Source organism: Paraburkholderia sp. MM5482-R2, from assembly GCF_050436125.1.
GTDB classification, from domain to species: Bacteria; Pseudomonadota; Gammaproteobacteria; order Burkholderiales; family Burkholderiaceae; genus Paraburkholderia; species Paraburkholderia tuberum.
In genome coordinates, this window is sequence record NZ_JBNDLP010000001.1 from 187,960 (window position 1) to 204,174 (window position 16,215).

Annotated in this window: 14 protein-coding genes and 2 pseudogenes; 4 read left to right on the forward strand and 12 right to left on the reverse strand. The window is 61.5% G+C overall.

Annotation, left to right across the window (positions count from 1 at the left end):
* Positions 1-5: 5 nt before the first annotated feature.
* The 11 genes and pseudogenes from OKW37_RS00760 to OKW37_RS00810 all read right to left on the reverse strand — a co-directional run.
* Entirely contained in the window at positions 6-1,646 is a 1,641-nt protein-coding gene (locus tag OKW37_RS00760) for a gamma-glutamyltransferase family protein (protein WP_429401415.1), read from the reverse strand.
* Complete coding sequence (locus tag OKW37_RS00765; RefSeq protein WP_429401417.1) at positions 1,643-2,674, reverse strand: Rieske 2Fe-2S domain-containing protein; 1,032 nt, start codon at positions 2,672-2,674, stop codon at positions 1,643-1,645. Before OKW37_RS00765 ends, OKW37_RS00760 begins: the two co-directional genes overlap by 4 nt.
* Positions 2,675-2,719: 45 nt before the next feature.
* Positions 2,720-3,094 carry an oxalurate catabolism protein HpxZ gene (gene hpxZ / locus OKW37_RS00770; protein ID WP_429401419.1) on the reverse strand — a complete coding sequence of 125 codons (375 nt, stop codon included), beginning with the start codon at positions 3,092-3,094 and terminating at the stop codon, positions 2,720-2,722.
* A 60-nt stretch (positions 3,095-3,154) separates the two neighbouring features.
* Entirely contained in the window at positions 3,155-4,504 is a 1,350-nt protein-coding gene (locus OKW37_RS00775; protein ID WP_429401421.1) for an AtzE family amidohydrolase, read from the reverse strand.
* Between the two features lie 38 nt (positions 4,505-4,542).
* Positions 4,543-4,725, reverse strand: a complete 183-nt coding sequence (locus OKW37_RS00780; RefSeq protein ID WP_429401423.1) for a DUF4089 domain-containing protein — start codon at positions 4,723-4,725, stop codon at positions 4,543-4,545.
* Positions 4,722-5,153: a cupin domain-containing protein gene (locus OKW37_RS00785; protein ID WP_429401425.1), complete on the reverse strand. Its 432-nt coding sequence runs from the start codon at positions 5,151-5,153 to the stop codon at positions 4,722-4,724. Before OKW37_RS00785 ends, OKW37_RS00780 begins: the two co-directional genes overlap by 4 nt.
* Positions 5,150-5,935 (reverse strand): cysteine hydrolase family protein, encoded by a 786-nt coding sequence (locus OKW37_RS00790; protein WP_429401427.1) that lies wholly within the window; start codon positions 5,933-5,935, stop codon positions 5,150-5,152. Before OKW37_RS00790 ends, OKW37_RS00785 begins: the two co-directional genes overlap by 4 nt.
* Before the next feature lie 11 nt (positions 5,936-5,946).
* A complete protein-coding gene (locus OKW37_RS00795; RefSeq protein ID WP_429509741.1) occupies positions 5,947-7,131 on the reverse strand; it encodes a CocE/NonD family hydrolase in 1,185 nt (394 codons plus the stop codon).
* Positions 7,058-7,660: pseudogene (locus OKW37_RS00800) on the reverse strand (CocE/NonD family hydrolase); the annotation flags it as partial. The gene OKW37_RS00795 and the pseudogene OKW37_RS00800, both read right to left, overlap by 74 nt.
* Positions 7,657-9,033: an FAD-binding oxidoreductase gene (locus OKW37_RS00805; protein WP_429401431.1), complete on the reverse strand. Its 1,377-nt coding sequence runs from the start codon at positions 9,031-9,033 to the stop codon at positions 7,657-7,659. The gene OKW37_RS00805 and the pseudogene OKW37_RS00800, both read right to left, overlap by 4 nt.
* A 343-nt stretch (positions 9,034-9,376) precedes the next feature.
* Positions 9,377-9,835: pseudogene (locus OKW37_RS00810) on the reverse strand (transposase); the annotation flags it as partial.
* Between the two features lie 721 nt (positions 9,836-10,556).
* Here OKW37_RS00810 and OKW37_RS00815 point away from each other — a divergent pair.
* The 4 genes from OKW37_RS00815 to OKW37_RS00830 all read left to right on the forward strand — a co-directional run bounded on the left by OKW37_RS00815 (position 10,557) and on the right by OKW37_RS00830 (position 15,106).
* Positions 10,557-12,101 carry a Rieske 2Fe-2S domain-containing protein gene (locus OKW37_RS00815; RefSeq protein ID WP_429401432.1) on the forward strand — a complete coding sequence of 515 codons (1,545 nt, stop codon included), beginning with the start codon at positions 10,557-10,559 and terminating at the stop codon, positions 12,099-12,101.
* Between the two features lie 96 nt (positions 12,102-12,197).
* Complete coding sequence (locus OKW37_RS00820; protein ID WP_429401434.1) at positions 12,198-13,208, forward strand: PDR/VanB family oxidoreductase; 1,011 nt, start codon at positions 12,198-12,200, stop codon at positions 13,206-13,208.
* A gap of 93 nt (positions 13,209-13,301) precedes the next feature.
* On the forward strand, positions 13,302-14,315 hold the full coding sequence (ilvC, locus tag OKW37_RS00825) for a ketol-acid reductoisomerase (protein WP_429401436.1): 1,014 nt from the start codon (positions 13,302-13,304) through the stop codon (positions 14,313-14,315).
* A gap of 74 nt (positions 14,316-14,389) precedes the next feature.
* Positions 14,390-15,106 (forward strand): GntR family transcriptional regulator, encoded by a 717-nt coding sequence (locus OKW37_RS00830; RefSeq protein ID WP_429401438.1) that lies wholly within the window; start codon positions 14,390-14,392, stop codon positions 15,104-15,106.
* 65 nt (positions 15,107-15,171) lie between these two features.
* Here the strand turns inward: OKW37_RS00830 and OKW37_RS00835 are convergent, their stop codons facing one another.
* Entirely contained in the window at positions 15,172-16,065 is an 894-nt protein-coding gene (locus tag OKW37_RS00835) for a LysR substrate-binding domain-containing protein (protein WP_429401440.1), read from the reverse strand.
* Positions 16,066-16,215 lie beyond the last annotated feature (150 nt).

Below are 16,215 nucleotides of genomic sequence, written 5' to 3' on the forward strand. Positions count from 1 at the left end.
CATCTTCAGAACCCCGCCACCAGGCCGTCGCGCCGGCTGTCGCTGGCCGCCACGTAGCCGCGTTCCGGCTCGTTGAGATCAAGACGCCAGACGAACTGGCCGGAGCCGAAATCCATATACGGGTCGTCGATCGACTTGATGGTGTGCCCGTGCGCGGCCAGCGCATTCCCGCAGACCGGATCGAAGGTGCCTTCGAGGTCGAGCGTGAAGTCGGGGTTCACTTTCCAGCGCGGGGCGTCGCAGGCGGCCTGCGGCTGCTGGCCGTAGTCGAGCATCCGCACGACCGTCTGCAGATGCCCTTGCGGCTGCATGTCGCCGCCCATCACGCCGAAGCCCATCACCGGCTCGGTCCGACCGTCGACCTGCTGTGTGAGGAACGCCGGGATGATCGTATGGAACGGCCGCTTGCCGCCCGCGACGACGTTGGGGGATTGCGGGTCCATCGAAAAGCCGTTGCCGCGATTTTGCAGCGCGATGCCGTAGTCGGGCACCACGACGCCTGAGCCGAAGCCCATGAAGTTCGACTGGATAAAGCTGATCATCATGCCGCTTTCATCGGCGGCGGACAGGTAGATCGTGCCGCCCGACTTCGGCATGCCGAAGTCGAAATGCGTCGCGCGTTGCGGATCGATCAAGCTGGCGCGCGTTTTCAGATAGGCCGGGTCGAGCATCTGTTCCGGCGTGACGTCCATCGCGCGAGGGTCAGCCACATAACGATAGACGTCGGCAAACGCGAGTTTCATCGCCTCGATCTGCAGATGCTGCGACTCCAGGCTATCGACCGGCAGCGCGCCGAGGTCGAAGTGCTCAAGTATCCCGAGCGCGATCAGCGCCGCAATGCCCTGGCCGTTCGGTGGAATCTCATGCACGGTGTAGCCGCGATAGTCCTTGCCGATCGGCTCGACCCAGTCGGCGCGGTAATTGCGCAGATCGTCCGTGGTCATGGCGCCGCCGCCCTCGCGCGCGTAGGCCGCAATGCGCTCGGCGATCTCGCCCTCGTAATAGGCGCGCGGCCCTTGTTCAGCGAGAAGGCGCAGCGTCTTCGCATGCCCCGGCAGACGCACGAGTTCGCTGATCTCCGGCGCGCGGCCGTGCGGCATGAACGTCTCGGCGAAGCCTGGCTGGTTCTTCAGGTCTGGAATTGCGGCGGCCCATTTGCGGGCGACGATCGACGCGAGCGCATACCCGCGTTCGGCGATCTCGATGGCCGGTTCCAGCAGATCCGCGAACGGCAGCTTGCCGAACTTGAGGTGCAGCGCTTCCCAGCCGGCAATCACGCCCGGCACCGTCACGGTATCCCAGCCGCGCACCGGCTGCCGTGCGATGCCGTGCTCGTGTTCGCCGTAGCGCCGGCGGAAGTAGTCCACGCTCCAGGCGGCCGGCGCGGTGCCCGACGCGTTCAGGCCATGCAGCCTGGCGCCGTCCCAGACGAGCGCGAACGCATCGCCGCCGAGGCCGCACGAGACCGGCTCGACCAGCGTGATGACGGCGGCTGCGGCAATCGCGGCGTCGACCGCGTTGCCGCCTTTCCAGAGCATCCGCAGGCCGGCTTGCGAGGCGAGCGGATGCGAGGTCGACACCACGTTGCGCGCGAACACGGGCGTGCGAACGGTCGGATAGGGGTTCTTCCAGTCGAAGGCGTTCATGACGAGCGGCTTTCCTTGTCGATCAGTTCGGCCAGGATCCGCCGCGCACGAACCGAGGGCCCATCGGTCGACAACAGGGCCGGACGTTGGCCTAGCAGATCTGAGGTCGGCCCCATGGCCTTCTGCTGCGCCTCGATGACCGGTTTGTCCTCGTTATTGAAGATATCCACGCCGGTCTTCAGCAATTGCGCGCCCAGTCCTTCATCGTCGAGCCTGAAGTCGCGTGCCATACCCCAGAAATAGTGGGTCGTGAACTCGGTCTCCGGCGTCAGCAGGTGCGCGGTCGGAATGGAGATGCCTTCGTGATGGGGGCGGTCCACGCCAGTCATGCCGACGTCCAGCAGCAGACTGCCCGGCGCGTTCCAGCGCATGTAATTGCGATGGTCGCCAAGGCAGTCCGCCGGATAGCCGAGCATCTGGAAATATTTGTTCGGATATTGGCCGCGCCGAATGAACTTCGCCCAGACGGTGCCGTCGTCCTGCGAGTCATCGGGTTCCATCGTGGCGGGGCCTGCGGGGTTCGCAAACAGCGGATGCAGATATTGCCCATGCGTCAGGTCGAGCAGGTTGTCGCTAATCAACTGGTAGTTCGCCTCGACGTAGAGGTAACCCTGCACGCTGGCAAAGCGGCCGCTGTCGCCGAACTGGCTGAAGTCGCGTATCGAGGACGCGTCGGCGAGCGCCGGATCGCCCATCCAGATCCATACGATGCCGTCGCGTTCGGCGAGCGCGTAGCGCTTGACCTGCGCTAGTTTAGGGATGACGCCGTTGCCGTGCGGGTTTTTTGAGCAGGTTCCGTCGGCTTCGAAGCACAGGCCGTGGTAGCCGCATTCGAGCGTGTCGCCCGTGAGCCTGCCGAAGTGAAGCGGCACGAAGCGGTGCGGACAACGGTCGGCCAGCGCGACTGGGGTACCGTCTTCCTTGCGGTACATGACGACCGGCTCGCCGAGGATCGTCCGCGAGAAAAGCTCGCGGCTGACCTCGGTGGACCAGGCCGCCGCATACCATGTATTCCTAAGAAATGTCATGTTCAATTCCTTGCAAACCTAGAGGGTGATCGCTGAGTGGCTCGGTTAGCCGATATTGCTGACGTGGGCTGCCACGATGCGCCACCCTTCGGGAAACCGCACCCAGCTCTGGCTCTGGCGGCCAATGCCCGGGTGGGCCGGCCGGCTGTATTCGATATTGGTGGTCGCGAAATCGCGTCCATAGGTCGTGACCACGCGGCGCGTCACCGTGCGTGCGAGGTTGATGGCGGGCCGGCTCGCGCGAAACGCGGCGATGGCTTCGTAGCCGTAGTGCTGTTCCCCTGCGCCGTAGCGCAGCGTATGCGTGCTGTTATGAAACAGCTCGTCCAGCATGGCAATGTCGTTGGTGACCAGGGCCGTTTCATAACGGTCGAAAGCCAGTTCGACTTCTGCCAGCGGTTCCGGCAGGTTGATTTCCATACCCTTGAAAGTCATGGCCGATCTCATCGTCAAATGTGAAATGAAAGGGTTGCGTGAGCGTCAATGCGGCTGGCATCGCGCAATGCCCAGGGATTCGAGGTGGCTGGCCGCGGCGAGGCAATCGGTCTCGCGCCACGGCGCCGCGATCAGCTGCACGCCGATCGGCAGCGCATCGCCGGCCTGGCCGCTCGGCCATAGCGGTACGACGCAGGTCGGCAGGCCGGCGAAGGAGATCGGCTGGGTGAGGATGCCCAGTGCTGCCCTGGCGGGAACTTGCCGGCCATTAATCTCGATCAGGGCATCGCTCGGCCGTGGCGCGACGACTGGCGTCGCGGCGGCGAGAACAAGATCGTATTGCTCGAACAGCCGCGCCATCTCCAGGCGGAATTGCTGCCGGATCCGATGCGCCTGAACGACCCAGGACGCCGGCATCAGGCTGCCGGCCACCAGACGGTCGCGGTTCAGCGGTTCGTATTCATCGTAGTGCGACTGGAGACGGGCCCGGTGCAGCGCGCCGCCTTCGGCTGCGGTGATGATGAAGGCCGCCGCGCGAGCCCGCTCGGCGCCCGGGAGCTCGACGAAGTCCGTGGCGCCGAGTCCCGCCGCGGCGGCTTGCACTGCGGCGCGCGCGGTCGGATCGGCCCAGGCTTCGAAGTAGCCCCCGAGTATCGCGATGCGCGTACCCGGCACGACCTGCGATAACTTGCCGGCAGCGGCCTCAACCGGCCGTTGCGCACAGGCGATATCGTCGGCGTCCGGGCCTTGCATGACGTCGTAGGCCTTGGCGAGATCGACGACGTGGCGGGCGATCGGGCCGAGATGGTCCAGGCTGTTGACGAACGGAAACGTGCCGCCTCTCGGCAGCCGGCCGAAGGTCGGCTTCAGTCCGAATATGCCGCACAGCGAGGATGGGACGCGGATCGAGCCGTTGGTATCGGACCCGAGCGCCAGCGGCACGAGGCCGCTCGCCACCGCGGCGGCGCTGCCGCCCGACGAGCCGCCCGCCAGACGGGACGGATCGTGAGGATTGACGCACGCGCCGAAGTGGGTGTTTTCGGTCGTGAAGCCATAGGCGTGCTCGTCCATGTTCAGCGTGCCGACGAGCACCGCGCCTGCCTGGGTGAGCCGCTCGATCAGCGGCGCATCCCGCGTGGCCGGCGGATTTGTACGGTTGACCTTCCCGCCGGCAAGCGTCGTGATGCCTGCGACGTCGAAGAGATTCTTGACGCCGAAGGTCATGCCGGCGAGTGCTCCCGGCGGTTCTCCGGCTGCGATCCGGCGATCGACTTCGGCGGCCTCCTGGCGGGCCCGATCTGCAGTCACGCAAGTGAACGCGTTATACAGATGGTTGCGGGCGGCAATCTTCGCGAGAGTCTGTTCGACACGGGCGGACACCGTGGCCGGCGGCAAGGATGGTTCCTGACCGGCGGAATGCGAGGGGCGAGTGCTCATGGCGTAAAGATGGCGGGGGATTCGATTTCGATGGGCAGCACGTGCTCCGTGAACACGGCGGCTATGTCGCAAACGCGCGCGAACTCGCGCCGGACATTGGCTGTCACCGTTGCATCGACGGCATAGCCTTGCAGGCGCAGTGCGCTGTCGACATAAGAGTTGATCTCGTCGCTGGTCATCCAAGGCCTCCGAGCACCAGGCGGTCGTCGTCGTCGAGCTTGACCGCCTGTCCGGCGCGGATCAGCGCGGCAAAGTGCTCGTCCGGCGTCATGACGGTCAGGCAGTACAGCTTGCCGGTGCCGGTGTTTTCGACTTCATGCGTCGAGCCGGGGCGGACCAGCAGCGCATCGCCCTTCTTCAGCGAAGTGGCCCGGCCATCCACATAGGCCTTGCCGCTGCCTTCGAGCACGAAGAACATCTCGTGAGCGACCTGGTGCACGTTGGGCGGCGTCTTTCCGCCTGGCTGGAATATCTCGACGACGGCCACGAAGTCGCAGTTTTCCGCGGTCTGATCGAAAACCAGGGCGAAATAGTTGGTGTCGGACGGCGAGATCCGGAAGGCCGGACAATCGCCGGTGGTCTTCTTGACCGCTGGCAGAGAGATCATTTCTCAAGCTCCGTGGTGAGACGTTCGGAATGGACAACAAAGCCGAAACATTGTTTGACGTTGTAGAGAACCGCCTCCATGCAATACGATGGAGACGTCGTCGCCACGCAGTCTTCGAGCAGAATGCAGTCGTATCCCGCGAAGTTCGCATCCTGCAGCGTGCACATGACGCACTGGTCCGCATTGACGCCGGCGAACAGCAAGGTCGTGACCTGCAGGTTGCGTAGGATCGAGTCAAGCGGCGTGTCCCAGAAGCCGCTCATCCGGTACTTGTCGACCATGATGTCGTTCGGCGCGGTCTTCAGTTCATCGACCACGGCGGCGTTCCACGACGAAGCCTCGAGCACGTTGCCGGTTTCGCCCGACAGACGGTCGCCGAGGCCGACCCCTTCGCCATCCGGCTTGTAGACATGGAGCAGCGAGGGGCTGAGATTGAGCAGGTCGGGACGATTGCCCCAGTTCAGCCAGACGACGGGCACGCCGGCATTCCGCAATGGAGAGAGCAGTGCCTTCAGCGGCTCGATCGGCGTGCGCGCCGGGGCAATATCGACGCCGATCGAGGCAAGCCATCCCTGCTCGTGGCAGAAGTCGTTCTGCATGTCGATGACGATCAGAGCCGTGCGGTTCAGATCGAGCGTGACGTGCTGCGGTTGCGCGTCGACCGGGAGCGGTCTCGCGGCGAACGGCGCGCGGACCATATCGACAGACTGCTTCGATACCTGCCATCGGTTCCGCGCGGACGAGCCGAGCGGACGGGATGCATGGTGCTGATCGGGGTACATGGAAGATTCCTTCATGAGATCGCCCCGGTTGCCGGGATACCTTTCTCTGGTTGCGCCGTGCCGATCAGCAGCGAGGACTCGGCGCCGATCTCGATGCCGATGGTCGTGATCTGCGCGCTGACCGCGGTGGCCCGCGTGGGGTCGTCGGCCGTGCCCGGATTGACCGGGTAGGCGGGAAAGGCGGCGCCCGCAATCGACAGGCGCAGCGCCTCTCCGGGCTGCAGTGTGACGCAGATGCCCTGCATGGGGATGTCCAGCGCACTCGCTGCTTCGCCGGGCGCGACGCAACGGTAGCCGTCCGTCAGTTGGATAATGCTGCCGGCCGCACTGACTCTCGAGAGCACGCAGGAAACGTCGAAGGACGGCTTGTCGCTGGACAGGCAGAGCCTGGCCACGACGCTCCCCGCCAACGTCAGCGGGGCCGTTTGCGCGGCGGTGGTAAACGTGATCACGTCGGCCCGCGCGTCGATATTGCTGCGGTCCCATGGGCCCACCGGCGTGCCGAACGCGCCCCCGAAGGATGGAGCGGGGCGCCACGGGTCGTGAACGATGAATTCGGTGTGGGCGCTCGGAGCTGGTTCGGTCTCGGGAGTGAGTCGGCCGCTCGTTTGATCGAGCGCCGCATTACCGCCGGCCTGTAGCTGGAATTGCGTCTGCTCTGCCGGCCACGCCGGATAGTCACGCCAGTCCTTGAGGCCGAGGTCGAACAGGCTGACGGGCGGCTCGTCCATGATGCCGTTGGCCGTTCCTTTGAGCCAGTGATCGAACCAGCGGATATGCAGCTCGTCCATGCCGCCGTCCGCGGCAGGGCCGAGATCGAGCGAACCGACCTTGCGTGTCCATGGGAAGTGGGCCCAGGGGCCGACCACCAGCTTCGCATTGCTTTGAAACCGGCTGATCTCGCGGTACGCGCCGAGCGTGGGTTCCAGGAACGTGTCGTACCAGCCGGCGATAAACAGCATCGGAATGTCTCTGGCCACGATCTCTGCGCGTAACGATGCCGCCGAAATGCGCTGCCAGTAATCGTCGCTGGCCGGCGTATCGACCCATTTCTGGTAGTGCGTCCACTCGCGGTTTCTTTCGATGAACGCGGGGCGGGCCGGGACCCGGTTCGTAGAACGGCAGAGCTTTCGCGGCCGACAGCAATTCCGCGTAAGCGATCGCCTCGCCGTCGCGGCGCGCGCTTTCCGCGCCAAGCTGGGTCGCCCAGTTCAACGTGCTCTGGAGCCGCAAGGCGCCGTTCACGTAGCTCCAGCCTTCGCGGGCATCCCACGGCGTCATGGCCGGAGCGATCGCACGCAGGGCCGTGCCCGTGGCGCTCGCGGCAAGGAGCTGGTTGTATCCCTGGTAGGAAAAACCGTACATGCCAACCAGACCCGTCGTGCCCGGGAGTCTGGAGGCCCACCCGATCGTTTCCGCGCCGTCCCTGACGTCGTCTTCGCAGACGCGGAACTCGCCCTCAGACGTGCCGCGTCCACGGATATCCTGGACCACCACCACGTAGCCGTGGGCAGCATACCAGGCCGGGTGGGCATAACAGATGGTACAGGCGATGCGCCTGCCGTAGGCCTGCCTCATCAGTAGGACCGGATAGGATTCCTCATCGTCTGGTCTATAGATGTCAGCATCGAGTCTCACGCCGTCACTGGTTACCATGAAAGTGCTTTCTACTGGCTTCACGGGAAGCATCGGATTCTCCGGGCTAAGCGTTTGCGGATCGGTCATGCGAGGACGGTTCGTTGATCCCAGCCCCGCAGCTTGCCCGGATTGAGCAAGCCCATCGGATCCAGGCGCTCCTTCATCCGCACGGCGGCGGCATTGACCTGGCCTTGTTTGCCGTCTTCCACAACAAACGCATGGGGGTTGTTGATGCGTACGCCATGGTCGCGGTGAATTTGCATGATTTCGTTCAGGCGCTCCTCGGTCGAGTATTTGACGATCTGCAGCCCGCTGCAGGTGAGCGCCCCCGCGGCATTGCGCAGGAACTCGAGATGCATGAAGACTTCGTCCGACAGCTTTTCCTGCAAGGTCGTGGCCTGCTGGATGTACTCGCCGGGATCGAAATTGCTCTGGATATACGTGAGCGATTTGTCGCACTTCAGCGCATTGAGCGTCGTATGGTTCCAGCAATATTCGATCAAAGTCTTCCTGGTGGCGCGGACTTCCTCCGACGTGCGGCGGTACGTCACCGTGCCGCCCGCTTCCTTGGCCAGCGCGAGCATGCCGGGTTCGGACGCTTCGCTGAGGAGGAACAGCACCGCATGGCAGCCGCGCGGCAGATATTCAGCGAGCGGTTGCAGATAGCCCGGCACCGGGTCGGCGAGAAAGCACACCTCTTTTTTGACGAGCCCCGGCGCGCGCGCGAGCGCGTCCGCGAAGCTCAGCCCCGCAGCGAATGAATCGAACGTCGTAATGCATTCGAGCCATGCCTGAGCCGGGGCCAGCGCAATTTCCAGCTCGGTGACAATGCCGTTGGTGCCGTAGGCATGGTGCAGCAGCATGGCTTCGGCGCCGCGCAACTCGAGCACCTGCGGCTCGGGTTCGACGGTCAGGACACGCGCGCCGAGCACGTTGCCGATTGCCGCGACCGGGCCGTAATTGATCGAGCCGGCGCCGCCGAAGCCGCCGCCGAACAGGCCCCCGAGAGTGGCGCTGCGAAAGGTCGACGGCAGCCAGCGGAGCTCGGCGCCGTTGTCATGGGCGAGCGCATCGAAGTCGGCCAGGCGGATGCCGGTCTGCGCCCGGCCGATGCCGTCGCGAAACCAGAGCGACTGATTCAGCGCGCTCATGTCGACCACGACGCCGCCGTGCAGCGGCGTCGACTGGCCGTAGTTGCCAGTGCCGGCGCCGCGGATGGTAAGCGGAATCCCGGCGCGGGCGCAGCGGGAGACGACCCGGCTGAGTTCCTCGTGACTGCGCGGTTTGACCGCGATATTGGCGCGTTTTCCCGCGAGTTGTCGTCGCAGGACCGGGCTAAACCACGAAAAATCGGAGGAGAGGCGGTTGACGCGGACGTCATCCGTGATCCATTCCAGGTCAGGAAGATCTTGCGGAAGCCGTACGCATTGTTCAGCGACGCTGGCAGCGTTGAACGTCATGTCGAAGTACCTGCTTGCAGTGAGGCAAAGCCGTTGATGAGAGGCGAGCACACAGGAGGCTCTCCGGTATCTGATACAACTATCTGATAGGTCTATAAGCAAGAACAATGCCACTGGAAAATCGGGCTTACGACTGGATTGAATCCCCAAATTCGTGCGAATGACTAAGGTCAGTGCACCGCCATGAACACTTTTTGCGTCATTAGAGGGGGCGCATTCGCCGCTCCGCGGTCGTTCCGGATCAACACGAATGCACCAAGCGCCGAAACTGCGTGCCGTCCAGATATGCGATCGATTCCACTAATCTTCAGGCGAAGCTTGCGCGAAGGACGTGCGAACTCGTCCCTGCAAATGGATGCTCAAGGTGAAGCTCGTCAATCCGGCGCATCAATTTCTGATCTGCTTCGCTGACGCCACGCGCTTGGTAATAGACGCTCGACCGGCTGATGCCTATCAGCCGGGGCCTGCTGTGTCACCGAAAGGGCGTGATCACGATCGATCATCGCCTTACGTCCAGCAGTCCCGCCTTGCTGAGCGCGCTTGCATCGCTCTCCAGCGTCAACTGCCCGATCTTCGCGTGCAGCACCTTCACGTCAACTGGCGGTGCCGCGGACACCGCATTGCCCGCTTCGAACACATCGGCAACCCGCTCCTGCAGTTGCTTCTTCCAGTCCGTGATCTGGTTCGGATGGACATCAAACTGCTGGGCCAGCTCTGTCAGCGCCTTGTCACCCTTGAGTGGCGCGAGTGCCACCGTTGCCTTGAACGCCGGTGAGTATGTCCGTCGATTTCGTTTCGTCATCTTCTGGTTCCTTGTCGCCGGCCGTTATGACCGACTCACGCGCCAGCCTTTCCACTCAACGAACTGTCCGAATTCTCGGCGCCACCTCTCTTCGACGAGGCGATTTGCGAGGCACTGTCAGCGATGACGACGTGGCGGGTATCGATGAGAAGACCGTCCGCGCCTATCAAGCGATGCGTGATGCCGCAGCAAAAGAATTCTTTCGCACGCAGACATAGGAGGACGACCCACCGGGCTTGTAAAACAAAAACCCATGCTTTTATGCCGGTCGCCGGTCTGCATCGTTTCCGCTGGGCGCCAGAGACGAATACGCTGCATGAATCTCTCCATTGCAGGAGCGGTCAGCCAAATAAGCGCGTGTGGCGCGCGGGAAGTGGCACGGGGGCACCGAGGCCCGCACCACCGGGGGGAATCTCCGAAATGCACCCGGTGCCAGTTGCCGTCACAGCCGGGTAAAGGCTTGCAGCACGCGAGTGCCCGGCGGGACGCCGGTCATCGATTCCTCGCTTTGGCGGACTACTGCACCCCGTACTTAGACGGCTAACTTCAGTCAGGCGCGTTTCTCGCAAAAAATGCGGCACTGAGTGTTTACCCATAGAGACACAAACCAGGTTCGCCGTTAGTCTCTGTATACAGAGTTCAGAGCGCGGAACCCGGTATTCAGTAACCGAGCCTGGCTGGAAACTCCTCAGGCGGTCCCTATCAATCAATGGAGGCATGAATGAGCGTGAAATCAGACAAGATGGATGACCAGAAACGTACTGCAGGTTCGGCTCTGGTCGCGAAGAAATTGATTCCCTTTGGTGGTTACTACACCAACAAAGTGCCAGACCACGACCCGGAACTGACAGAAACCGGACCCGGGACGCCGATGGGCGAGTTCATGCGACGTTTCTGGCACCCGGTTTGCATGTCGCTGGAACTGACGGACACGCCCCGCTTCCTCAAAATCCTCACCGAAGAGCTTGTTGCCTTTCGCGATAAAAGTGGGCGTGTCGGGTTGCTTCACGCACACTGCGTGCACCGTGGCGCATCGCTCGAATACGGCGCTATCCAGGAACGCGGGATTATGTGCTGCTACCACGGAATGGTGTTCGACGTCGACGGTTCTTGCCTGCACGTTCCTTTCCCGAAGGGCGAAGAAAAAGAAGCCGAGAAGTTCGCGTGCTCGATTCGTCAGGGCGCGTACAAGGCCGTGGAGCGCAATGGGCTGGTCTTCGCCTATATGGGTCCGCCGGACGAAGAGCCCCCCTTTCCTGAGTGGGAAGGGGACTTCACGGTCATGGACGGCGACGAACTGGTTCCCTACAGCAACTTCCAGCACTGCAACTGGTTGCAGGTCCAGGACAATGCCGCAGACAACTATCACCCGACCGCTTTGCACGCTGGCAAGTCGGTCGTAGACGGGCACTTCCAAGGCACGACGTTCGACGAAGTCGGTGCCGCATCCATGGAAGTTGCACCCGACATGAACTTTGTTCCCGTTCAAAACGGCCGCAGCCTCGCCTGCGCTGGCGCTCGCCGCGTCGACAAGGACAAGCTGTTTGTGCGGGTCCAGCACCAGGTGCTGCCGAATCTCAGCCTGCACGCCTACACCTCTGAAGACGGGTCAAAGAAGAAACTGTTCAGCCGTTTCCATATCATCCGCTGGACGGTGCCAGTCGACGACGAGAACAGCAAGATGATTGGGTGGCGAGTCATGGGCCCCGGCATCGACACGCGCGGGGTTGGGAACAAGGAGATGGTCGGCTACGAAACCATCGACTTTCTCGAAGGCCAGGTTGCGATGCGCCGCCCGGAGCGCTTCGGCAAATACAAGCTCGAAGACCTTCCCCCGATTCCCCCCAATCACCGCGAACGGGCCAACTACAAAGATGCGCAGTACGCGCCGGGCGACTATGAGGCGATTATCAGCCAGCGGCCAATCGCTGTTCACGCGCTTGAGCATCCGACGCGCTTCGACGCAGGGCTCTATCAGTTTCGCAAGATGTTGCGCGACGCCGTCCGTGGAAACAATGCTGCGGCTACGGCACAAGGGTTCGCCCAGTGGTTGCGCGAACTGGAAGGTGCGCCCAACAGCTACTGCTCGGGGAACGTGTTTGAAATCCCGGAGGGCGAGACCGTAGAGGAAGAAGTCGCGCGCCGGCGCAAGGTTCTTAAGTCTGTCGTCGAAATCCTGAACCAGAGCGAATCGATGAAGGGCAAGGAACGCGCCGAATTCGTCCGGAGCCATTTCGATGAACTCGAGAGCTCGTTGAAACGCTAACAGGCGACGCCGGTTTCGCCGACCGGTGCATGCAGATGTGCTGTGCCAACCGCCCTCCGACGGGCGGTTGGCAGGCAGTACCGAAGGGAGAGAGCGATGGAAACCCTACTGGAAACAGAAGAGGCCATTCAAGACATCGAAGCAGGAACGCTCCAGGTGCGCGTCCGGCAGGTGCGGTATGAAGGAAAAGGCATCAAATCGTATGAACTGACCAGTCCTTCCGGTGCCGTGCTGCCGGCATTCGAAGCTGGCTCGCACATCGACATCCATCTAAAGAACGGAATAATCCGACAGTACTCGCTGAGCAACTCCCCAGCCGAGCGGAACCGTTACGTCATCGCCGTTCTGAAGGACGAAGGGGGCCGAGGTGGCTCCCGCGCGATGCATTCAGAAGTCGCCGCGGGCGACATTGTCACTATCAGTCGCCCCCGGAATCACTTCGCTCTCGATGGCAACGCGAAGAAGGTCATTCTCATCGCTGGCGGCATCGGCGTCACGCCTCTTAAGGCGATGGCGCACGAACTCGACGCACACGGTGTCGAGTTCGAGATGCACTACTGCGCTCGCAGCAGCGAAGCTGCCGCATTCGGTGACGAGATGGCGGATATGCGTCGCGCCGGCAAGCTGCATTACCACTTCGACGACGGCGAGGCGAAGAACCAGCTCGACTTGCGAAAACTGCTTGCCCATCCAACTAGCGGCACGCACGTTTATTACTGCGGTCCAGCGGGGTTCATGAAGGCGTGCGCGGAGGCAGCTGAGCATTGGCCAAAAGGTACCGTGCATTTCGAGCACTTCAAGGCACCAGAGCAACCTCAGCGCGCACCTGCCAATGCTGATGCAGAGGAAGGCTGCGAAGTGACTATCGCCAGTACCGGGACGGTGATTCATTTCAAGCCCAACCAGAACCTCGCTGAGCTCTTAAACGAGGCTGGCGTTACTGTGCCTACATCCTGTTGCGCCGGCTTGTGCGCGACCTGCAAGGTTCGATATTTGGAGGGCGAGGTCGAGCACAACGACTTCATTCTGAGCGATGACGACAAGCAGGAATATCTCACGGCTTGTGTCTCAAGACCAATGGGCAAAAAGCTCGTACTGGACTTGTGAAATCGCAAGGATGGCCGCCATTCAATCCGGCAGTGACTTACTAGAAGCACACTTACTCAAATAGTGCAAATAGCGCGGACATCTGGAATCAGCATGAAAGTTTATTACGACAAGGATGCAGACCTCTCGTTGCTCAAAAGCAAGTCGGTGGCGATACTCGGCTACGGCTCGCAAGGCCACGCCCATGCCCTGAATCTGAAAGACTGCGGAATTAACGTCTGCGTTGGTCTGCGTAAGGGCGCGTCCTGGACGAAAGCAGAAAACGCTGACCTGCGTGTAAAGACAGTGTCTGATGCTGTCAAAGAAGCTGACATCATCATGATGTTGCTGCCTGACGAGCAAATCGCCGACGTCTACCGGAACGACGTTGAACCCTACGCTCGCCAAGGCGCCGTGTTGGGATTCGCACACGGATTCAACATTCACTACGGACAGGTCAATCCCCGTTCAGACCTTGATGTGATGATGGTCGCTCCGAAAGCTCCGGGCCACACGGTCCGCAGCACATTCGTCGCAGGCGGTGGTGTTCCTCATCTCATCGCTGTTGCGCAAAATCCATCGGGTAGCGCTCGCGACGTTGCGCTTGCCTATGCGGCCGTCATCGGTGGAGGCAAGGCGGGAATAATCGAAACGAGCTTTCTCGAAGAGACGGAAACCGACCTCTTCGGCGAACAAGCTGTTCTGTGCGGCGGACTGGTCGACCTTATCAAGGCCGGATTCGAAACGCTGGTCGAGGCCGGTTACGCTCCCGAAATGGCTTACTTCGAGTGTCTGCATGAGGTGAAGCTCATCGTCGACCTGATTTACGAGGGCGGCATCAGCAATATGAATTACGGCATTTCCAACAATGCGGAGTTTGGCGAGTATGTAACCGGTCCGCGCATCATAACTTCGTCAACGAAGCAGGCGATGAAGGATGTGCTGCACGACATCCAGACGGGAGAGTATGCGAAGAACTTCATTCTCGAGAACCGCGCTGGTGCACCAACATTGCAATCGCGCCGAAGAATGATGGCGAATCATTCGATTGAAACCGTCGGCGCAAAGCTTCGCGCGATGATGCCATGGATTTCGAAAGACGCTCTTGTAGACCGTTCCCGGAATTGATTTACCGGTTCGTCCGCAGCGCGTTCGCGCCTCTCCCCCGCGGACGAACCAGTCAATTATCAAAGGAGTTTCCCATGCCCTCGAAGTTGCTCCAGCTTCCCTCCCGGACTGACTTCGTCGAAGAAGTCTACAGAGTTCTTGCAGACGCAATCTGTGATGGCTCAATCGCGCCAGGAACTCGTCTGACTCAGGAAGAAATCGCGGAGCAGTTGTCGGTATCCCGCTCGCCCGTCCTGCAAGCGATACGATTGCTCAAGAAGGATGGACTTGTTCAGGACGCGCCGGGTCGAGGAGTGCTTGTCGCACCCCTTGACGTCCGGTGGCTTGGAAATCTCTACGAGATTCGGGGGGCACTCGACGGACTTGCCGCGAAGCTGGCGGCGCAGAAGCGCTCAAACCTCGACGCGGGGCTAATCAGGAGAGGGCGCGAGTCTTCGGTAGCGGGTAATGTTCGCGCAATGATTGATGCAGACATGGAGTTCCACTTCGCCATCTATGCGGCGTCGGGAAATCCGTTGATTGGAGAAACTGCCCGAGCGCATTGGGTCCATTTGCGAAGAGTGATGGGGGCCATGCTCCAGGCTACGCGGCAACGTGAGTCGATCTGGGATGAGCACGCGGCAATCGCGGATGCGATAGCTTCTGGTCACGTGGAGAGAGCGGTCACGCTGTCTGAAGTCCATACCCGCCGGGCTCATCAGCATCTCGTGAGCGAAATCGACGCCGTTTTGGGTGGTGTTACGAATCCGGCAGCCGAGCCTCCACGCCAGACAGCCCTGCTCCCTGCCTGAAGATGGTCCATGAATGTATCGACAGCTTTGGACCGCGGCATCCCGGCTAACGGGCCTGTGGGAGCTTACACGTCGAGTCCTACCGCTGCGTAGAGCCACTCCCGGAAGCGTTTAATCTTGTCAGTATTGCCATCGTCGACCCTGTACGACAGAAAGTGGGTCTCCCGGCTCAAGGGGACAAACTCGCTGTCGCCGAGTATGACCAGGTCTCCTCGAGCCAACTCCCTTTCAGCCAGGCGGGTGGTCTCAAGCGCGACTCCCATTCCATCTACCGCCGCCGACAACACCAAGGCTGCACGGTCGAAAGATGGCCGGGGACGGTCAGGTAACTTCATGCCGTTGTGAGAAAACCAGTCCGACCAGGTAATGCTGCTGAGTTGCGAGTCGATGAGCGTGACTTCGTTTATCAGGTCGCGCACGTTGACGCCCTCGCGGAGGAGGGCCGGGGAGCACATAGGCGCAACTCTTTCTGCGCCCATGGCGACGGTCACCACGCCTGGCCGTTGCGCGGCGGACCCATAGGAAATCGCCACGTCGACTTCCCTTGCGCGGGTCAGGTCGATAGGCGTTGCTCCCGAAGAAAGCCTGATGGTCACATCCGGGTTGTCATTCATGAATTGAGGTAGACGCGGACCTAACCATTTCGCGGCGAAACTGGGTGCACTGTACAGCGCGAGCACCTGAGATGTCGGTGCAAGGCTCACTTCATTGCATGCTGCTTCTATGACGTCGAAGACTCGTCCGAGGCTTTGCTGGAGGCGGGCGCCCTCCGCAGTCGTTTCAACGCGGCGATTGTGACGGACGAGCAGCGGACGGCCAAAGTAGTCCTCCAGTTCGCGTACCTGATGACTGATGGCCGACTGCGTGAGGAAGAGCTCCTTTGCCGCTAGCGTAAAACTTTGCAGTCGTGCTGTTGCTTCGAACGCCCTCAGCAGCACGAAATTAGGAATGCGTCGCATGTGTCACTCGCTGTATGAAACTCATTCATGGTTGTATGAACAGCCATTGTTTGTCAACCACGCTGTGAAGAAGGACTATGTAGATATCGGCCGCTGATAAAGGTGAAGCAACGGTTGCCTGAGAGCTGACGGTACAAGCTTTACTTTCCC

Bases quoted from the DNA above. Each gene is read 5' to 3' on its own strand.
- OKW37_RS00760 (WP_429401415.1), bottom strand. From the start codon at position 1,646: ATGAACGCCTTCGACTGGAAGAACCCCTATCCGACCGTTCGCACGCCC.
- OKW37_RS00765 (WP_429401417.1), bottom strand. From the start codon at position 2,674: ATGACATTTCTTAGGAATACATGGTATGCGGCGGCCTGGTCCACCGAG.
- hpxZ (WP_429401419.1), bottom strand. From the start codon at position 3,094: ATGGAAATCAACCTGCCGGAACCGCTGGCAGAAGTCGAACTGGCTTTC.
- OKW37_RS00780 (WP_429401423.1), bottom strand. From the start codon at position 4,725: ATGACCAGCGACGAGATCAACTCTTATGTCGACAGCGCACTGCGCCTG.
- OKW37_RS00785 (WP_429401425.1), bottom strand. From the start codon at position 5,153: ATGATCTCTCTGCCAGCGGTCAAGAAGACCACCGGCGATTGTCCGGCC.
- OKW37_RS00790 (WP_429401427.1), bottom strand. From the start codon at position 5,935: ATGTACCCCGATCAGCACCATGCATCCCGTCCGCTCGGCTCGTCCGCG.
- OKW37_RS00805 (WP_429401431.1), bottom strand. From the start codon at position 9,033: ATGACGTTCAACGCTGCCAGCGTCGCTGAACAATGCGTACGGCTTCCG.
- OKW37_RS00815 (WP_429401432.1), top strand. From the start codon at position 10,557: ATGAGCGTGAAATCAGACAAGATGGATGACCAGAAACGTACTGCAGGT.
- OKW37_RS00820 (WP_429401434.1), top strand. From the start codon at position 12,198: ATGGAAACCCTACTGGAAACAGAAGAGGCCATTCAAGACATCGAAGCA.
- ilvC (WP_429401436.1), top strand. From the start codon at position 13,302: ATGAAAGTTTATTACGACAAGGATGCAGACCTCTCGTTGCTCAAAAGC.
- OKW37_RS00830 (WP_429401438.1), top strand. From the start codon at position 14,390: ATGCCCTCGAAGTTGCTCCAGCTTCCCTCCCGGACTGACTTCGTCGAA.
- OKW37_RS00835 (WP_429401440.1), bottom strand. From the start codon at position 16,065: ATGCGACGCATTCCTAATTTCGTGCTGCTGAGGGCGTTCGAAGCAACA.